This window comes from Streptomyces sp. NPDC098781 (genome assembly GCF_044759995.1).
Lineage (GTDB): Bacteria > Actinomycetota > Actinomycetes > Streptomycetales > Streptomycetaceae > Streptomyces.
In genome coordinates, this window is record NZ_JBIWAK010000012.1 from 122,591 (window position 1) to 138,854 (window position 16,264).

Sequence of the window (16,264 nt, forward strand, 5' to 3'; positions counted from 1 at the left end):
GGGCTCTCCACCCTTCGGGGGAGCGCGCGTCGGGGTCGCCTCCGCCCTCGGTCCCATCGAGCCTCCACCCTCCCGCGGCGTGAGGTTCAAGTGGGAAGCTGTCCGGCGGCAGATAGGTGCAAGGGGAAAGCAACAGGAGAGGGAACCCGGTGGGCAGTACGAGACCCGCGATAGGCGACACCGCACGGCGCACCGGAACCGACCGGCGGTCAGCCGTGGTCGCGGCCCTGATGCTCGCGATGGCGCTGGCCGCGCTGGACGCCACCATCGTCTCCACGGCCGTACCGCAGATCGTCGGGGACCTCGGCGGCTTCTCCGTCTTCTCCTGGCTGTTCTCCGGCTATCTGCTCGCCGTGACGGTGACCCTCCCGCTCTACGGCAAGCTCTCCGACACCTTCGGCCGCAAGCCGGTGCTGATCGCGGGCGCGGTGGTGTTCCTGCTGGGGTCGCTGCTGTGCGCGGTGGCCTGGAACATGGGGGCGCTGATCGCGTTCCGGATCGTGCAGGGGCTGGGCGGCGGCGCCCTTCAGGGCACCGTCCAGACGCTGGCGGCCGACCTGTACCCGCTCAAGGAGCGCCCGAAGATCCAGTCGAAGCTGTCCACGGTGTGGGCGGTGTCGGCGGTGGCCGGACCGGGTCTGGGCGGCGTGCTGGCGGCGTACGCGGACTGGCGCTGGATCTTCCTGATCAACCTGCCCATCGGGGCGGTGGCGTTGTGGCTGATCGCGCGTCATCTGCACGAGCCCGCGCGCGAGACGACGGGCAAGCGCGCGCGTGTCGACTGGGCGGGCGCGCTGGCGGTGTTCGCGTGCGGGGGCGTGCTGCTGACGGCACTGGTGCAGGGCGGGGTGGCGTGGCCGTGGCTGTCGGCACCGTCGTTGGCCCTCTTCGGCACGGGTCTGGCCCTGGTGGCGGTCGTGGTGCTGGTGGAGCGCCGGGCGGCCGAACCGATCATCCCCGGGTGGGTGTGGCGACGGCGGACGATCGCGGCGGTGAACCTGGCGCTCGGCGCGCTGGGCCTGCTGATGGTGGCACCGACGGTGTTCCTCCCCACGTACGCCCAGGCGGTCCTCGGTCTCGCTCCGGTGGCCGCCGGATTCGTGCTGTCGGTCTGGACGTTGAGCTGGCCGGTGTCGGCGGCGCTCAGCCAGCACGTGTACCGCAGGATCGGTTTCCGCAACACGGCGATGCTGGGCATCGGCACGGCCTCGCTGATCCTGCTGGCGTTCCTGTTCCTGCCGTATCCCGGGCAGGCCTGGCAGCCGACGCTGCTGATGCTGCTGCTGGGCGCGGCCCTGGGCCTGTTCCAGCTGCCGCTGATCATCGGCGTGCAGTCGACGGTCGGCTGGTCGGAGCGGGGCACGACGACGGCTTCGGTGCTGTTCTGCCGGCAGACGGGTCAGACGGTGGGCGCGGCGGTCTTCGGCGCGGTGGCCAACGGCGTACTGGCGTCGCGGCTCGGCGGCGCGGGCGACCTGGACTCGGTGACGCGGGCCCTGGATTCGGGCGGTACGGCCCCGGAGGCCACCAGGAGGGCCATCGCCGACGCGGTGCACGCCGTGTATCTGGGGGCGTCGTGCGCGGCGGCGCTGGCCTTCCTGGTGCTGTTGCTGCTGGCGCCGAAACGGTTCCCGGTGCTCAAGGAGCCCGGCGACCAGGCCGCCGACGAGGGCGTCACCGGGGTGGTCCCCGAGGCCGTCAGGGAAGACGGACGATGACCTCGGGGTGGTCCGGCGAGGGGCCGTCGAGCAACGGCTGCGGGACGCCCTTCAGGTGCAGGTCGAAGAAGGCGGCGACGTACGCGCGCGTGAGGGCCTGCGAACGCTCGTAGGGCATCTCGGCGGTGTCCGGGATGCCGACCAGTTCGGACAGGAGCGGTACGTCCGTGAAGGAGCCGTGGTCGGTTCCGGTGAAGGTCAGCCAGCGCTTCCAGCCGTTCAGGTCGGCCCAGGCCGTGTTCCAGTCCTTGTCGAGGGTCCTGGCCTGCTGCCCGACCATCAGGAAGGGGCGGCCGTCGAGACCGGAGGCCGGGATCGTCGCCTGGAAGGTGCCGTCCATGTTCACACCGGCCCGCACGCGTGCGTCGGCGGCCATCGTGCCGGCGGAGGACGCCCCGCCGATGGAATGGCCGCTCATGCCGATGCGGTCGGCGTCGATCACGCGCGCGTGCCGCCAGGCGGGGTGACGGCCGGTCAGCCGGTCGATCACGAACGAGACGTCCACGGCACGGCTCTCGACGACGGCCGGCCCGACCTCGGGGAACCGGTCGCAGATGGCGCACGGCAGGGTCTGCCCGTCGGGCAGGGTCGTCCCGGCGTTCTCGTACGGATGGTCGACCAGCGCGACGACGTACCCACGGCCGGCGAGATCCTCCGCGAGACCGGTGAGCGTGGCGCGCGGGAAGGTGAACCCGGGCGAGAGCACGACCATCGGGAACCTGCCGTGCGCGGGGCGCGCTCCGGTGTGCGCCCAGGTACGGACGGAACTGATCGTCTCCGGCGGGACGGTGGCGTCGGGCACCCGCAACTCCAGCAGGTGGCGGGCCTCTTCACGGGTCATGTACGGCGCGGTCGGCCCGCCCGTGCCGTGGCGAGCGGGGTAGTACATCGACACCATCAGCTGACGCGGCCCGGCGGCCGGAACCCAGGGATCGGGCCGATCGGCGTCGACGAGGTGGAGGGTGTCGCGGCCGACGGCGTACGGGCCGGTGGGGCGCGGGAGTTGGGCCGGGGCGGCGGCGGGCGCGGCGGAGGCGACGGGCGCCGAATCGGCCGCGGTGGCCGGCAGGGTCAGAGCGGGTCCGAGGACGAGGGCGACGGACGCGGCCGTGGCCGCTGCCGCCGCTAAGAGGCGTGATCTGGTCATGCCCAGGACGCTATGCCGCGACCCCGTGACCTGGCGTCACCGTGGAGACGTAGGCCAGGGGTGCCGAGCGGCGGCCCCGGGCTCCTCCCCCGGTGGGACCATGTCCCTGACACGCTCACCTACCCTTTCCCCATGCTGACCCTGGAACGCCTGCGCGCCGACCACGCGGAGACCCTGCTGGCCTTCGAGCGCGAGAACCGGGAGTACTTCGCCCGTACGGTGCCGGACCGCGGGGACACCTACTTCGAACCCGAGGGGTTCGCGGCCCGGCACGCGGCGCTGCTGGCCGAACAGGACGCCGGGATCTGCCACTTCCATGTCGTCCTGGACGACGAGGGACGGCTCGTGGGCCGGATCAACCTGCTCGACGTCGAGGACGGCTCCGCCGAACTCGGCTATCGCGTGGGCGAGTCGGCCGCGGGCAAGGGGGTCGCGACGGCGGCGGTGGCGCAGCTGTGCCGGCTGGCGGCCACGGCGTACGCACTGACGTCACTGGTCGCGCGGACCACCTTGGACAACCTCGCCTCCCAGGCCGTCCTGAAGAGGAACGCGTTCACCGCCGCGGGGGACGTGGAGATCGGCGGGAAGCCCGGGATCCGGTACCGGCGGGCTCTCGGCGCCGACGCCAGGAAAGGTCTGAGTTAACGCGGGTAACACCCCAGGTCAGGCCCGGTCCGGAATAGCAAGCGCATACCGACCACTCAGTTTGTCCAAACCCTCGCGCTCTTCGGTACTGAGCAGTAACGTGCGTGGCTCGCCCGCCCCCCACCTCCCTGCGGTCCGGCGCACCGGACCCGAACCACGCAAGGAGCACCGGGATGTCCTCCCCGCACGACCCGCACGACCCGTACAACCCGCACCGCCCGTACGACCCGTACAACCCGTACGAGCCACCGCCCCCGTCCCCCACGCCCTACGCCCCGTCCCCGTCGTACGCCACCTACCCGTGGCAGCCGCCCACCCCGTCGGAGCCCGCCGCACCCCCACGCCACCGGGTCCCCGACCACCCGCCCCTCGGGCACCACAGCGACCTGCGGATCCTGCGCAGCGCCTACCGGTGGCAGCGGCGCGTGGCGACGCTCACCGCGCTCGGGTACTTCACGCTGTTTCTGATCCTGTCCGCCTTCGCGCCCGGGTTCATGACGAGCGCGGTCACCGACGGGCTGCCCGCCGGGCTGCTGCTCGCGCTGCTGCAACTGCCCGTCACCTGGCTGGCGATAGGCCTGTACGAGCACACCGCCCGCCGTCACGTCGACCCGATCGCGGACCGTATCCGCAAGGAGGCCGCGGTGGACGCCAAGCGTGAGGCGGCCGGCAAGAGGGGAGCGGGTCGATGACCGAGTTCAGCGGAGACGCGCAGGCGATGTCGCTGGTCGCCTTCTGTGCCGTGGCCACGGTCACGCTGCTGCTGTGCGTGATGACCGGCCCGGACCGCGACGACCTCGACGAGTTCTACACGGGCTACAGCTCCCTGTCCCCCATGCGCAACGGCCTGGCGATCGGCGGCGACTACATCAGCGCGGCGACCGTGCTCGGCACCACCGGCGTGGTCGCCCTGTGCGGCTACGACGGGATCGTGCTGGCGCTGAGCACGACCCTGTCGCTGATGCTGCTGATGTTCCTGCTGGCCGAACCGCTGCGCAACGCGGGCCGGTTCACGATGGGCGACGCGCTGGCCCGCCGGATGCCGGGGCGGGGCGTGCGGATCGCGGCGTGCGCGGTCACGCTGGCCGCGCTGGTACCGCTGATGCTCGTGCAGTTGGCGGGCACCGGGCAGCTGCTGGCGTTCATCCTGGGGTTCACCAACGAGTCCCTCAAGACGGGGTGCGTCATCGGCCTCGGCGTGCTCATGATCGGCTACGCGGCGATCGGCGGCATGAAGGGCACCGCCCTCATCCAGATCCTGAAGATGGTGATGCTGCTCGGGTCGGGCGCCGCCGTCGCCGTCCTGGTGCTCAACCGGTTCGACTGGGATCCGGGCGCGCTGTTCGACGCGGCGGCCCGGCAGAGCGGGGTCGGGTCGGCGTTCCTGGAGTCGGGGCTTCAGTTCGCGGGCAGCCCGTATCCCCGCGTCGACATGATCAGCTCCCAGCTCGCGGTCGTCCTCGGCGGCGCCGTGCTGCCGCACATCACCATGCGGATGTACACGGCGACCGGCGCCCGTCAGGTACGCAGGTCGATGTCCTGGGCGGTCTCCACCGTGGCACTGTTCGTGCTGGTGATCACGGTGGTCGGCTTCGGGGCGACCGCGCTGATCGGGCGGGAGGTCATCGCCGGGGCGGACCCGCAGGGCAACACGGCGTATCTGCTGGGCTCCCGGGCCGTGTTCGGCGCCGAGGTCTCGACCGCGGAGAGCCTGCTGTTCACGGCGGTCACCACGGCCATCTTCCTGACCGTGCTCGCCTCGGTGGCGGGCATGATCCTCGCCTGCGCCAACTCCCTCGCCCACGACCTGTTCGCCACCCGGATGCGGGAGCTGTCCGGACACCGCGAGATGGCCCTGGCCCGGCTGGCGGCACTCGCGGTGGGCGTCCCGGCGATCGTGCTGGCGACGATGGTCCAGCACCGCAGCCTCCAGCCCCTGGTGACGCTGTCCTTCACCCTCGGCGCCTCGGCCATCGCACCCGCCCTCGTCTACAGCCTGTTCTGGCGCCGGTACACCCGGGCCGGCCTGCTGTGGACCCTGATCGGCGGCTCGGCGGTGGTGCTGGCGCTGATGCCGTGGACCAATCTGGTCTCCGGCTCACCGGGGGCGGCCTTCCCCGAGGCCGACTTCAACTGGTTCCCGTTCACCACCCCCGGACTGGTGTCGGTCCCGGCCGGCTTCCTGTTCGGCTGGCTGGGCACGGTCGTCTCGGGACGGCGGCAGGCCGAGGAGCAGCGGCGGCAGTACGAGGCCGTGGAGGGATGGATCCTGGCGGGGGCGGTACGCCGGGGGAACTGAGGGGCGGCAGGGGAACTGAGGGGCGCCGGGGGAACTGAGGGGCGGCGCGGGAGCGGCCCGCGCGCCCCCCACGGCGCCGCCGGCTACTCCAGCGCGGCCTGGCCCGTGAGAGCGGTGAGGCTGTTGCGCATCTGGCCGATGTGGGTCCGTACGTCGTCCCACATCTCCCCGTGCTCGCGCAGCACCTGCTCCGTCTCCCGGGCGATCTCCTCCGCTCGTTCCCGGGCCTGCGCGACCAGTTCGGTCGCGCGGTCCTCCGCCTCCTCCTGCGCCCGCCGGGCCGAGACCTCCGCGTCCGCGAAGATCTGCTTCGCCTCGGACAACGAGGCCTCCGCCCGGGCCTGACGCTCCTCCTCCGCCGCCTCCTGCGCGGCCAGCCGCTCCTCGGCCTCCCGCTGGAACCGGGCCCACCGCTCGCCGTGGTCCCGGGCCTGCTCGGTGAGCATCCGGGTGGTCCGCGCCCGCAGCTCCCGCAGCGCGAGGAGTTCCAGCCCTCGCTCCTCACGCACCTCGCGCCGTGCGGCGACCCGGATCTCGTCGGCCTCCGCGCGGGCCGCGTCCAGCCGCTGACCGGCGTACTCGTCGGCCTCCGCGCCCAGGGCGTCGGCACGCGCCCGCGCCGCGTCCCGCAGGCCGTTCACCCACGTCTGCACCTCGTCCATCAGCCGCCGCGCCTCGGCCCGCGCCCCCTCCTGCACCGCCTCGGCCTCCTCCAGCACCAACTCGAACAGCCGACGCGCGCCCTCCCCCAACGACTCGTACGTCTGCGGACCGAGCTGCGCCACCGCCTCCCGCAACCGCTCCGCCTCGGTCTCCATCTCCCTCGCGAGCACGGTCAGCCGCGCGGCCCGTTCCCAGGCGGCGTCCCGGTCCCGGAAGAGCGCGTCGACATGGGCGTCGACCTGGTCGGGACGGTAGCCACGCCCTCGTACGACCACGAAGTCGTGGAGCGAGACCGGTGCGCTGCTCATCCTGAGAACCCCTCTCGGCCGAAACGAATGCGAAAATGATGATTTAGCGCACATCTTGATGTATCGGGTGGAGGGCTTCATAACGCGACACTCCGGGCACGGGGGAGCCCGAAGAGGGGGCAGAGGGGCACGACAGGGGGCACACAAAGGGGCCGGCTCCCGGTCGTACAACCAGGAGCCGGCCCCTTCACACCCCGCCCGCCGCGGTCAGCGGCGGACGAGCGGCGTCACAACAATCCGTCCCACATCTCCTCCAGCAGCACCGACCACCAGCTCTCCGGCGAGCCGAGCGCCGCCGGGTCGAAGGCCGCGAGCTGCGCCTGGAAGTCGACCGTCCAGCGGCCCGCCTGCTCCTGGTTGAGACCGAAGCGAAGCCGCCACATCCCGCCGAGCAGCGCCAGACAGCGCTGGAACTCCGGCAGACCCGTGTTCACGAACTGCGGCGGAACGGGCGCACCGCCCGGCCCCGCCTCCACCGGAACGGCCACGATGTTCGCCGTCCCGTACTGCACACAGATCGCCTTGCCGAAGTCGCTGCCCATGACGAGGTACGACCCCGCGTCCGACGCCGGCTGCACCCCGCGCTCCTGCGCCAGCTCCGCCAGCGTCGGAACGGGCCGCCCCGGCTGGGCCTGCGCCCAGAAGAACGGGCCCATGTCCATCGGCAGACCGCCGACGACCAGGCTGTGCGCCACGACCGGCGGCACACCCTGCCGGGACACGGCGGCCTGCTCGAACCGGAACAGCCCCGGCCCGAACGCCCCCGCCAGCTCCTGCGCCACACCCTCCGGCGGAATCGGCGGCGCCGGGTGCACCTGCGGCAACGGGGCCCGCACCGGCGCCGGCCGGGCCGGCCCGTCGGCGACCTCGTGCAACTCACCCTGGTGGGCGAGCAGTTGCTGCATGCCCTGCTGCCGGCTCGCGTGATCCGTGCCGTACGGCGCGATCGAGGTGATGCGCGCCTGCGGCCACTGCTCCCGGATCATCCGCGCGCAGTACGCGCCCGGCAGCTCGCACGACTCCAACTCGGTGTGCAGCTCCAGGACCTGGTCCGGCGGCACGTTCATACCGCGCAGCTCATGGAAGATCTGCCACTCCGGGTGCGGCGTACCCGGCGCCGAACGCCGGATCAGCTGCTGCTCCGACCCGTCCTGCGCCCGGTAGCGGAGGACGGCCTGGTAGCCGGGACCGACGGTCGGCTGACCGGTGGGCTGCGGCGGATATCCGTACGACGGCGCGCCGGGGTGGCCCGGTCCGGCGGGCCCGGGGTGCGGCGGCGCAACGGCGCCCGGAGGCATGGGGGGCTGGGGCGCGCCGGGCATACCGAGGGCACCCGGGGCACCGGGAGGCGGCATGCCCGGACCCGCCGGTCCAGGAGGCCCCACCGGTGGCATGCCCGGACCCGCCGGCGGCACACCGGGAGCGCCCGGAGGCTGCGGCGCACCGGGGGCCGGCGGCGGCGCGGGCACGCCGGGGCCGCCGACCGGGGGTGCGGACAGCACGGTCTCGGCGTGATGCACGGCGCCACCGGGACCGCCGGGGGCACCGGGCGGGTTCGGAGGCTGCGGTGCGCCCGGCATGCCCGGAGCTCCCGGGGTGCCCGGCGCGCTGGGGATGCCGGGCGGGTTGGGGATGCCGGGCGGGTTGGGAGCACCAGCCGTCCCCGGCGCACCAGGCGTCCCCGGCGCACCCGGAGGCTGCGGCGCACCCCCCGTCCGGCCCGGGTCCGCCAGCACGGTCGCCGCATGATGCACCTCACCCGAGGGCGTACCGCCGGGCGTACCCGGAGGCTGCGGCGCACCCGGCATACCGGGCGCGCCCGGGGTCCCGGGCGGCTGCGGAAGGCCTGGCGCGTGCGAGGCACCGGGACCCTGCGGAGCCCCGGGCCCCTCGGGACCCAGCGACGACACGAGCTGCGTAGGCACATACCCGCCGGCCGAGGCATCCGGCGCCCCCGGAGCCGACGGCGGCACGGGCGGCGTGCTGCCACCCGGCACGCCCGGCACACCCGGCGGCGGAGGCGGAGGCGGCGTCGCCCCACCCCGAGGCCGAGGAGGCGCCGCCTTGCTCGTCGCGGCGTCGGCGATGTCGTCGGCCTGCTGCGCGGGCGGCCGGCCCGGACCATCCGCGGCCTGCGGGTAGCCATAGGAAGGCGCGGGCGGCGGCACGGCACCGGGCGGCGGAGGCGGCGTACCCGGGCCACCCGGCCCACCCGCAGCCTGCGGATACCCGTATGACGGAGCACGCGGCGCCGGCGCACCACCCGCCGCGTCCCCATCGTCCACCGCCGGCGACTGAGCCGTCGGTGGAAGCCGGCTGCCGCCCGACATCAGCGCCGTCGCGGCATCCGGCGGCACAGTGTCGTCCCCGCTCAACGGCGGCGCGAACACCGTCTCCGGCAACGGCACCGAACGGTCCTCACCGGCATCGGCGTTGGTGTCCGTCCCCGCCCACGGAGTGGCCCCGTCCGGCACCCCGGGCGCGTCCGAAGGCACACCCGCGCCGCTGCCCGCACCCGACTCCGCCGCGGGCCCGCCCAACGTCTCGGCGAGCGCCCCGGCACCGGACGCACCGGACGCGCCGGCGCCCTGCCCCGCACCCGTGCGACCGTCGCCGTCCCGCCCGTCGGACCCGCCCAACCGGTCCGCCGCCTCCTGCAACCACTCCGGCGGAGTCAGCAGGAACGACGTCTGGTTCAGGTCCACCCGAGCCGGCGCGGCCGGCACCGGCGCCACAGGCGCGTCGAGACGGCCGTACTCCTCCTCGTACCGGCGAATCACCTCACCCACCGGCAACGCCGGCCACAACGTGGCCTCACCGCTGTCCCGGGCGATCACCAGCCGCTGCGCGCCACCGTCCGAACGCGGCCCGTCCGCGCGGTCCTCGGCCCACACCACGAACCCGCGCTCGAACTCCCGCACCCGCACCTCACGATGCTGGTACGACGGAACATCCCCGTTGATCCACTCCTCGGCGCGCTCCTGCGCCTGTGCAAACGTCACCATCGCGAAGCTCACTCCCCCGCAGCCGCCGGCGCGACCGGCACGACACGCGCGAACCCACCGTCCACCATCAGATTCGCCACCGTCTCCAACTCCGGCGGAGAACCCGCCAACCGGGACAAGAACGCGTCGAAGTCCTCACCGCACGGCACCAGCAACCGCTCCACCCGCTCCGCCGGCGGCCACGACGGATCCACATCCCGCGCGTCGTCGTACGCGCAGAACCACACCGAACCGATCCGCTCGCCCTTCACCTTCACGGCCAGCAACCCGCCCTGGACAAAACCGACACCCAGGAAGTCCTTGGTCAAATGGTCACGCAGACACTTGTTGACATAGACCAGGTCATTGACCGCCGCCTCGTCCCGCACCGTGAACAACGGCTGGTCGATCAGCAACCCCAACTCCGCGTCCAACGCCGTCCCCACCGGCGCACACCCGCCCGCCGCCTTCAGAAACGACCGATACGCACCCGGAAGCCGATACCCGAGATCCTCCTCGACCCCCAGCGCCTGCGCCTCCGTCACCGCCACACCCGACTTCGGCAGCCGGAAATGCGCCGGCCGCGTCTCCTGCAACGGCCGCGTCCCCCGCTTGTACTGATCCACCACCGACGTCGCGATCCCACCGTGATGCCGCAACAACGCCTTCACCTCGACCGGAACCAACTCCAGCCGCCGCGAACCCACCACGTGATGCCACGTCCAGCCATGCGGCGTCGCCACCGCCGGCACCGTGTCCCACAAGTCATGCCCCGAAGCCGACAACGCCGCGTTCGCCGACACATAGTCCGTCAGCCGCAACTCGTCGACCCCGAAACCCTCCGGCGGCTCCGCGATCTCCACCGCCGCGCGCGCGTACGGCGAGAAATCGGGGTAACCACGCTCGTCGACCCGTACCCCTCTCGGGTGACGCGAGGCCCGTACCGGATCCGGGAAATGCACGACCTGCCCGGCATAGGCCGCGTTCGGCGGCACGGCTTGTCCCCCGGCCTGGCGGCCGGGAGGTGCCCCCAGCCCGAGCCGACCTGTCGTCATGGCGGTTGCCCCCTGCGGCGTTCTGAATACGCACCACCATGACCACTCTCGGTCACAACGCCACGTATCAACTGTCTCGTCCACGTCCACGCGTCACCGCATGGAAAGCGGTGCCGACAGCCTATGCGGTACGACGACACCGGTCACCGGCGCCGGTCACACCCCCCTCCGCTTCCGTGACCAGCCGTCACCCCGCCGTGACAGCCCGCCCAAACCCGGGCGTGTCGCGTCGCCCCAGCTTCCGCACTCGCCACGCCATTTGGCACTCTGTGACGTCCGAGAGCATGCCCGGGGGATGCTCAGGAGGGGATGATGCACATGAACGCCACGCAAACAGGGCCGCACGCGGCGAGGTCCGGCGACCCCCGCATCGGCTGGAGCGCCACCGAGACGCCCCACGCCCCCGCCCTCCGCCACCGCCGCGACGGCATACTCCCCACCGTCGCCGCCGCCCTCTCCGTCCGCGGCACCACCCTCACCGGCACCGCCGCCCGCGGCGACCAACGCCCCGAACTCCACCACCTCGTCCAGGACTTCCTCGACACCCTCACCAGCGGCGAACGCGACCGCTTCACCGGCCGCTGCGCCGAAACCATCCTCATCTCACGCCACATCGCCGGCAGCGACGCGACCCGCAGCAAACGCGCCGCCCGCAAACCCATGACCAACGGCGAAGCCCGCAAAGCCCTCAAGCAGGCCAAACTCACCGCCCGCCGCATCCGCGAGGACGGCGACCCCCTGCACGGCAGCTTCGCCACCCCCTGCCGCGCCTGCACCGCCCTCAGCGCCCACTTCGGCGTCCGCATCGTCGACCCCGCCACCACGGCAGACAGCTGACCGGCACCCACCCCCACCCCCCCGCACGTCCCACCGGCACCGACGAACAAAGGGCAGATGCACACCGACCGCACCTCCACCACCCGCTTCCCCGTCCCCGTCGACGCCGCCCTGCGCGCCGCCGGATGGCAACCCGGACGCTGGGACATCAAACAAGCAGAGGTCTGGGCCGACACCCTGCGCGACCACACATCACCCGCCGGTCACCGCCACGCCGTCTTCCCCGCCGCCGTCGAAGCCTGGGCCGAATTCGGCGGCCTCCACATCACACCCACCGGCCCCGGCCGCCAAGTCGCCCCCGCCAACCTCCACCTCGACCCCCTGCACGGCCTGCACATGGCCCGCACCCTCGGCGACCTCGGCCGCGCCCTCGACACCGAGGTCTGCCCCCTCGGCACCGAAACCGACACCCAGGCCCTCCTCGCCATCGACACCGAAGGCCGCGTCTACGCCCTCGACCACACCGGCGACTGGTACCTCGGCCCCCACATCGACCACGCCCTCGCCGGCCTCGTCACCGGCACCGAACCAGCCCGGCTCACCGCCGGCTGACCCCCCGCACGGCAACCCCTACACCGCCGGAATCACCGCCGACACCCGAAAACCCCCCGCATCCGTCGGCCCCGACACAAACACCCCACCGAGCGCCGAGACCCGCTCCTTCATCCCCACCAGACCATTGCCGCCCGACGGCAACCGCGCCGCCGACGCCGACGACAACTCCGGCGGCGGCTCGTTCTCCACCTGCATCGCGATCTCCGACACTCGATGCGCGAGCCGCACATGCGTCTTCGCCCCCGCCGCATGCTTGTGGACGTTAGTCAACGCCTCCTGCACCACCCGGAACGCCGTCTGCTCCACCTGAGGCGCATACGAGCGCGACTCACCCTCCACGGACAGATCCACCACCATGCCCGCCGCGGCCGACTGCCCGATCAACTCCTCCAACTCCGACAGACACGGCCCCTCGGCAGCCGGCTCCTCCCCACCGACCCGCTCCCGATCAGCCGCAGCCGCAGCCGCCGCCCCCACCGCCGCCAGCGGCACAACCGCCCGCTGAACCCGCTCCACACCCCCACTGCGCAACACCCCGAGCATCTCCCGCAGCTCGGTCAACGCCTGCCGCCCCATGTCCCCCACCAGCGCGGCGTTCTTCACCGCCTTCTCGGGATCCTTACGGGCCACCGCCTGAAGCGCCGCCGCATGCACCACCATCAGACTCACCCGGTGCGCCACCACATCGTGCATCTCCCGCGCGATCCGGGTCCGCTCCTCGCCCCGCGCCCACTCCGCCCGCTCCTCAGCGCGCTCCGCGAGCAACTGAAGCTCCCGCTCAAGACTGTCCGCACGCTCCCGCAAGCTCTCCATCAACCGCCGTCGGGCCCCCACATACAGGCCCAGCAGCAACGGAGGCGCGGTCACCCCGAGCGCCGTGGTCACCGACGCGAACGGAACCACCCAGTCACCGAGACTCAGATCCCCCCGGTCCACCCCCTGCCGCATCCACACGAACGTCACGATCAGCGTCCCGACGAACGACATCCCCGCCAGCGACGCGATGATCCGCCTCGGCAACTCGGAAGCGGCGAGTGTGTACAGCCCGACTATTCCCAACAGAAATCCCATCTGAGCCGGCAGCACCGCGATGGAAACGAGAACAACCGTGATCGGCCAGCGCCGCCGCAACACCAGCACCGCGCCGGCCAACAACCCGAACACCACCCCCGCGGCCACCGGAATCCCGGCATCCCCCGCGAACCGAACCCCCTCGACCCCGCACTCCAGCGCCGACACGACACCCAGACTCAAGTCCAGCACCGCGCTGCGCGTCCTGCCCCACCACCACGGCCCCACCCCCGGCGGCGGGACCTCGGCGCGCTCTTCCCCCGTCGTGGTCATGCCTCCAGCCTACGGGCGGCATGCCCCGCATTTCCGGCGGGTTTTTCGGACTGGCCTACACCACACTGTGTGACCGAACGTAAGCGAAAGCGCCCGATATCCCTCGAACTGCTGAATCGCACACCGTTCGACCCCGGAAGCGATCATTCCGGCCGGACGGTATGCCTATGGCACATCCACAAGGCAAATACACCGACTTCGAGGGACTACGGGAGCGGGCGGTGGCGCTGCGGCGCGCGGGACTCAGCCGACGACAGATCCGCGACCGACTGCACGTCGACAACAACGACATCCTCAACCGACTGCTGGAGGGAGAACCGCCCCCGGAATGGACGAGGCGACCGAACGCGAAGGACGACCTGAGGGACCGGGCACGCGAGCTACGGCGACAGGGCTGGACGTACGACCAGATCCAGGTCGAGCTGGGCTGCTCGAAGAGTTCGATCTCGCTGTGGGTCCGGGACCTGCCCAAGCCGGAGCGCAGGCGCAGCTCCGAGGAGGCGGCGGCGATCGCCCGGCGGGGCTGGGAAGCGAAGGCGCGCATCCGTGACGAGGAGCGACAGCGGACGAAGGAAACCGCCAAGCAAGACGTGGGCGCCATGACAGAACGGGAGCTCTTCCTGGCGGGAGTGGTTCTGTACTGGGCAGAAGGAGCCAAGGACAAGCCGTACAGCCGCGAGCGACGCGAGAGGCTCCAGTTCATCAACAGCGACCCGAACGCCATCCGGTTCTACCTGCGGTGGCTGGACTCGCTGAACGTCGAGCGCGAGCGCATGCGATTCCGCGTCAGCATCCACGAAACGGCCGACGTGAACGCGGCCGAAGCTTTCTGGGCCGACCTGGTCGGCGTGGACCCTTCGACCTTTCAACCAGCCACGCTCAAACAGCACAACCCGAAGACGGTTCGCAAGAACATCAGCGGCTCCTACCAAGGCTGCTTGGTCATCTATGTCACCAGGAGCGCCGACTTGTACCGTCGCATGGAGGGTGCTTGGTACGGCATAGTGTTGAGTGCCGATTCGGCGACCTGACCAAATGTCCGGTTTAGCCGAATTAATTCCCCCGTGGTGTAATTGGCAGCACTGTGGCTTTTGGTGCCATCTGTCCGGGTTCGAGTCCTGGCGGGGGAGCACATGCTCAAGTTCGGGCCCTGACTGCTGACAGCTCAGTCAGGGCCCGCTCTCATGTCCCCCGCAAAACACCCCGGTATCCTGCGGATGTCACCCCACCCCCGCCACATCCGAAGGGCAAACCGTGAGCGCCATTCGCCCGGCAGCCGTCGTCGTTCTCGCAGCGGGTGAGGGCACCCGTATGAAGTCGGCCACACCCAAGGTCCTGCACGAGCTCTGCGGACGCAGTCTCGTCGGTCATGTGCTCGCCGCCGCACGCGAGTTGCAGCCCGAGAGTCTCGTCGTGGTCGTCGGGCACGCCCGTGAGCAGGTCACCGCGCATCTCACCGAGATCGACCCCGGCGTGCGCACCGCCGTGCAGGCGGAGCAGAACGGCACCGGGCACGCTGTGCGGATGGCTCTGGAGGAGCTCGGCGGCGGTGCGATCGACGGGACGGTGGTCGTCGTGTGCGGCGACACTCCGCTCCTCACCGGCGAGACGCTGACGAGCCTGGCCGCCACGCATTCCGCGGACGGCAATGCGGTGACGGTGCTGACGGCGGAGGTGCCGGACGCGACCGGGTACGGGCGGATCGTGCGGGACGGTGCTTCGGGTGCTGTGACGGCGATCGTCGAGCACAAGGACGCCACGGAGTCGCAGCGGGCGATCCGGGAGATCAATTCGGGGGTGTTCGCCTTCGACGGGCAGTTGCTCGCGGACGCGCTGGGGAAGGTGCGTACGGACAACAGTCAGGGCGAGGAGTACCTGACGGATGTCCTGGGCATTCTGCGTGAGGCCGGTCATCGGGTGGGTGCTTCGGTGGCTGCCGATCACCGTGAGATCGCCGGGATCAACAATCGTGTGCAGCTCGCGGAGGCCCGTCGGATCCTGAACGACCGGTTGCTGCACCGTGCCATGCTCGCCGGGGTCACGGTCATCGACCCGGCGACGACGTGGGTGGATGTGACGGTCACGTTCGAGCAGGACGTGGTGGTCCAGCCGGGTACGCAGCTCCAGGGCGCGACGCATCTCGGTGAGGGCTCGGACGTGGGTCCGAACAGCCGGCTGAAGGACACCCGGGTGGGTGCGGGGGCGCGGGTGGACAACACGGTGTCCGACGGTGCCGTGGTGGGGGCGCAGGCGAGTGTGGGGCCGTACGCCTATCTGCGTCCTGGTACGCGGCTTGGTGCGAAGGGCAAGATCGGCACCTACGTGGAGACGAAGAACGCTTCGATCGGTGAGGGGACGAAGATCCCGCATCTGTCGTATGTGGGTGACGCGACGATCGGTGAGTACACGAACATCGGTGCCGCGAGTGTGTTCGTGAACTATGACGGACAGGACAAACACCACACCACGGTGGGCTCTCACTGTCGTACGGGTTCGGACAACATGTTTGTGGCGCCTGTCACGGTCGGGGATGGTGCGTACACCGCCGCGGGGTCCGTGATCACGAAGGATGTGCCGCCCGGTTCGTTGGCTGTGGCCCGTGGTCAGCAGCGGAATATCGAGGGTTGGGTGGCCCGTAAGCGTCCGGGCAGTGCTGCCGCGAAGGCGGCGGAGGCGGCGTCGCGGCAGGTCGAGAGCGAGGACTGACCG

General features: G+C 71.5%; 13 protein-coding genes and 1 tRNA gene. 9 read left to right on the top strand and 5 right to left on the bottom strand.

Annotation, left to right across the window (positions count from 1 at the left end):
- The first annotated feature begins 149 nt into the window (after nucleotides 1–149).
- Nucleotides 150–1,718, top strand: a complete 1,569-nt coding sequence (locus ACIQWG_RS37315; RefSeq protein WP_404104430.1) for an MFS transporter — start codon at nucleotides 150–152, stop codon at nucleotides 1,716–1,718.
- Here ACIQWG_RS37315 and ACIQWG_RS37320 read toward each other — a convergent pair.
- On the bottom strand, nucleotides 1,699–2,865 hold the full coding sequence (locus ACIQWG_RS37320; RefSeq protein WP_404104432.1) for an alpha/beta hydrolase family protein: 1,167 nt from the start codon (nucleotides 2,863–2,865) through the stop codon (nucleotides 1,699–1,701). The two genes, ACIQWG_RS37315 and ACIQWG_RS37320, sit on opposite strands and share 20 nt — an antisense overlap.
- 132 nt (nucleotides 2,866–2,997) lie before the next feature.
- Between ACIQWG_RS37320 and ACIQWG_RS37325 the strand changes: the two genes are divergently transcribed.
- The 3 genes from ACIQWG_RS37325 (at nucleotide 2,998) to ACIQWG_RS37335 (ending at nucleotide 5,809) form a co-directional block, all read left to right on the top strand.
- Nucleotides 2,998–3,510, top strand: coding sequence for a GNAT family N-acetyltransferase (locus ACIQWG_RS37325; protein ID WP_404104435.1), 513 nt, complete (start codon nucleotides 2,998–3,000; stop codon nucleotides 3,508–3,510).
- Nucleotides 3,511–3,683: 173 nt separating this feature from the next.
- A complete protein-coding gene (locus ACIQWG_RS37330; RefSeq protein ID WP_404104438.1) occupies nucleotides 3,684–4,202 on the top strand; it encodes a DUF485 domain-containing protein in 519 nt (172 codons plus the stop codon).
- Nucleotides 4,199–5,809, top strand: a complete 1,611-nt coding sequence (locus tag ACIQWG_RS37335) for a cation acetate symporter (protein ID WP_404104441.1) — start codon at nucleotides 4,199–4,201, stop codon at nucleotides 5,807–5,809. The genes ACIQWG_RS37330 and ACIQWG_RS37335 overlap by 4 nt, the downstream gene beginning before the upstream one ends.
- Before the next feature lie 83 nt (nucleotides 5,810–5,892).
- Here ACIQWG_RS37335 and ACIQWG_RS37340 read toward each other — a convergent pair whose 3' ends face one another.
- The 3 genes from ACIQWG_RS37340 to ACIQWG_RS37350 all read right to left on the bottom strand — a co-directional run bounded on the left by ACIQWG_RS37340 (nucleotide 5,893) and on the right by ACIQWG_RS37350 (nucleotide 10,819).
- Entirely contained in the window at nucleotides 5,893–6,780 is an 888-nt protein-coding gene (locus tag ACIQWG_RS37340) for a cellulose-binding protein (protein ID WP_404104443.1), read from the bottom strand.
- A 227-nt stretch (nucleotides 6,781–7,007) separates the two neighbouring features.
- The gene (locus tag ACIQWG_RS37345) at nucleotides 7,008–9,785 is read right to left on the bottom strand and encodes an SUKH-4 family immunity protein (RefSeq protein ID WP_404104445.1); all 2,778 of its coding nucleotides are present in this window, start codon (nucleotides 9,783–9,785) and stop codon (nucleotides 7,008–7,010) included.
- 8 nt (nucleotides 9,786–9,793) lie between these two features.
- Nucleotides 9,794–10,819, bottom strand: coding sequence for an SMI1/KNR4 family protein (locus tag ACIQWG_RS37350; protein WP_404104448.1), 1,026 nt, complete (start codon nucleotides 10,817–10,819; stop codon nucleotides 9,794–9,796).
- A 318-nt stretch (nucleotides 10,820–11,137) separates the two neighbouring features.
- Between ACIQWG_RS37350 and ACIQWG_RS37355 the strand changes: the two genes are divergently transcribed.
- Both ACIQWG_RS37355 and ACIQWG_RS37360 read left to right on the top strand, forming a co-directional pair.
- Entirely contained in the window at nucleotides 11,138–11,656 is a 519-nt protein-coding gene (locus tag ACIQWG_RS37355) for a YwqJ-related putative deaminase (RefSeq protein WP_404104450.1), read from the top strand.
- Between the two features lie 57 nt (nucleotides 11,657–11,713).
- Entirely contained in the window at nucleotides 11,714–12,208 is a 495-nt protein-coding gene (locus tag ACIQWG_RS37360) for an SUKH-3 domain-containing protein (RefSeq protein ID WP_404104452.1), read from the top strand.
- Nucleotides 12,209–12,226: 18 nt separating this feature from the next.
- On the opposite strand, the gene ACIQWG_RS37365 is transcribed toward ACIQWG_RS37360, so the two are convergent.
- Entirely contained in the window at nucleotides 12,227–13,555 is a 1,329-nt protein-coding gene (locus ACIQWG_RS37365; protein ID WP_404104455.1) for a sensor histidine kinase, read from the bottom strand.
- Nucleotides 13,556–13,722: 167 nt separating this feature from the next.
- Here ACIQWG_RS37365 and ACIQWG_RS37370 point away from each other — a divergent pair, with 167 nt between their 5' ends.
- The 3 genes from ACIQWG_RS37370 to glmU all read left to right on the top strand — a co-directional run bounded on the left by ACIQWG_RS37370 (nucleotide 13,723) and on the right by glmU (nucleotide 16,261).
- Complete coding sequence (locus ACIQWG_RS37370; RefSeq protein ID WP_404104458.1) at nucleotides 13,723–14,586, top strand: hypothetical protein; 864 nt, start codon at nucleotides 13,723–13,725, stop codon at nucleotides 14,584–14,586.
- A gap of 27 nt (nucleotides 14,587–14,613) precedes the next feature.
- Nucleotides 14,614–14,685: transfer RNA gene (locus ACIQWG_RS37375), tRNA-Gln, on the top strand.
- A 124-nt stretch (nucleotides 14,686–14,809) separates the two neighbouring features.
- On the top strand, nucleotides 14,810–16,261 hold the full coding sequence (glmU, locus tag ACIQWG_RS37380; RefSeq protein ID WP_404104460.1) for a bifunctional UDP-N-acetylglucosamine diphosphorylase/glucosamine-1-phosphate N-acetyltransferase GlmU: 1,452 nt from the start codon (nucleotides 14,810–14,812) through the stop codon (nucleotides 16,259–16,261).
- Nucleotides 16,262–16,264: the final 3 nt, after the last annotated feature.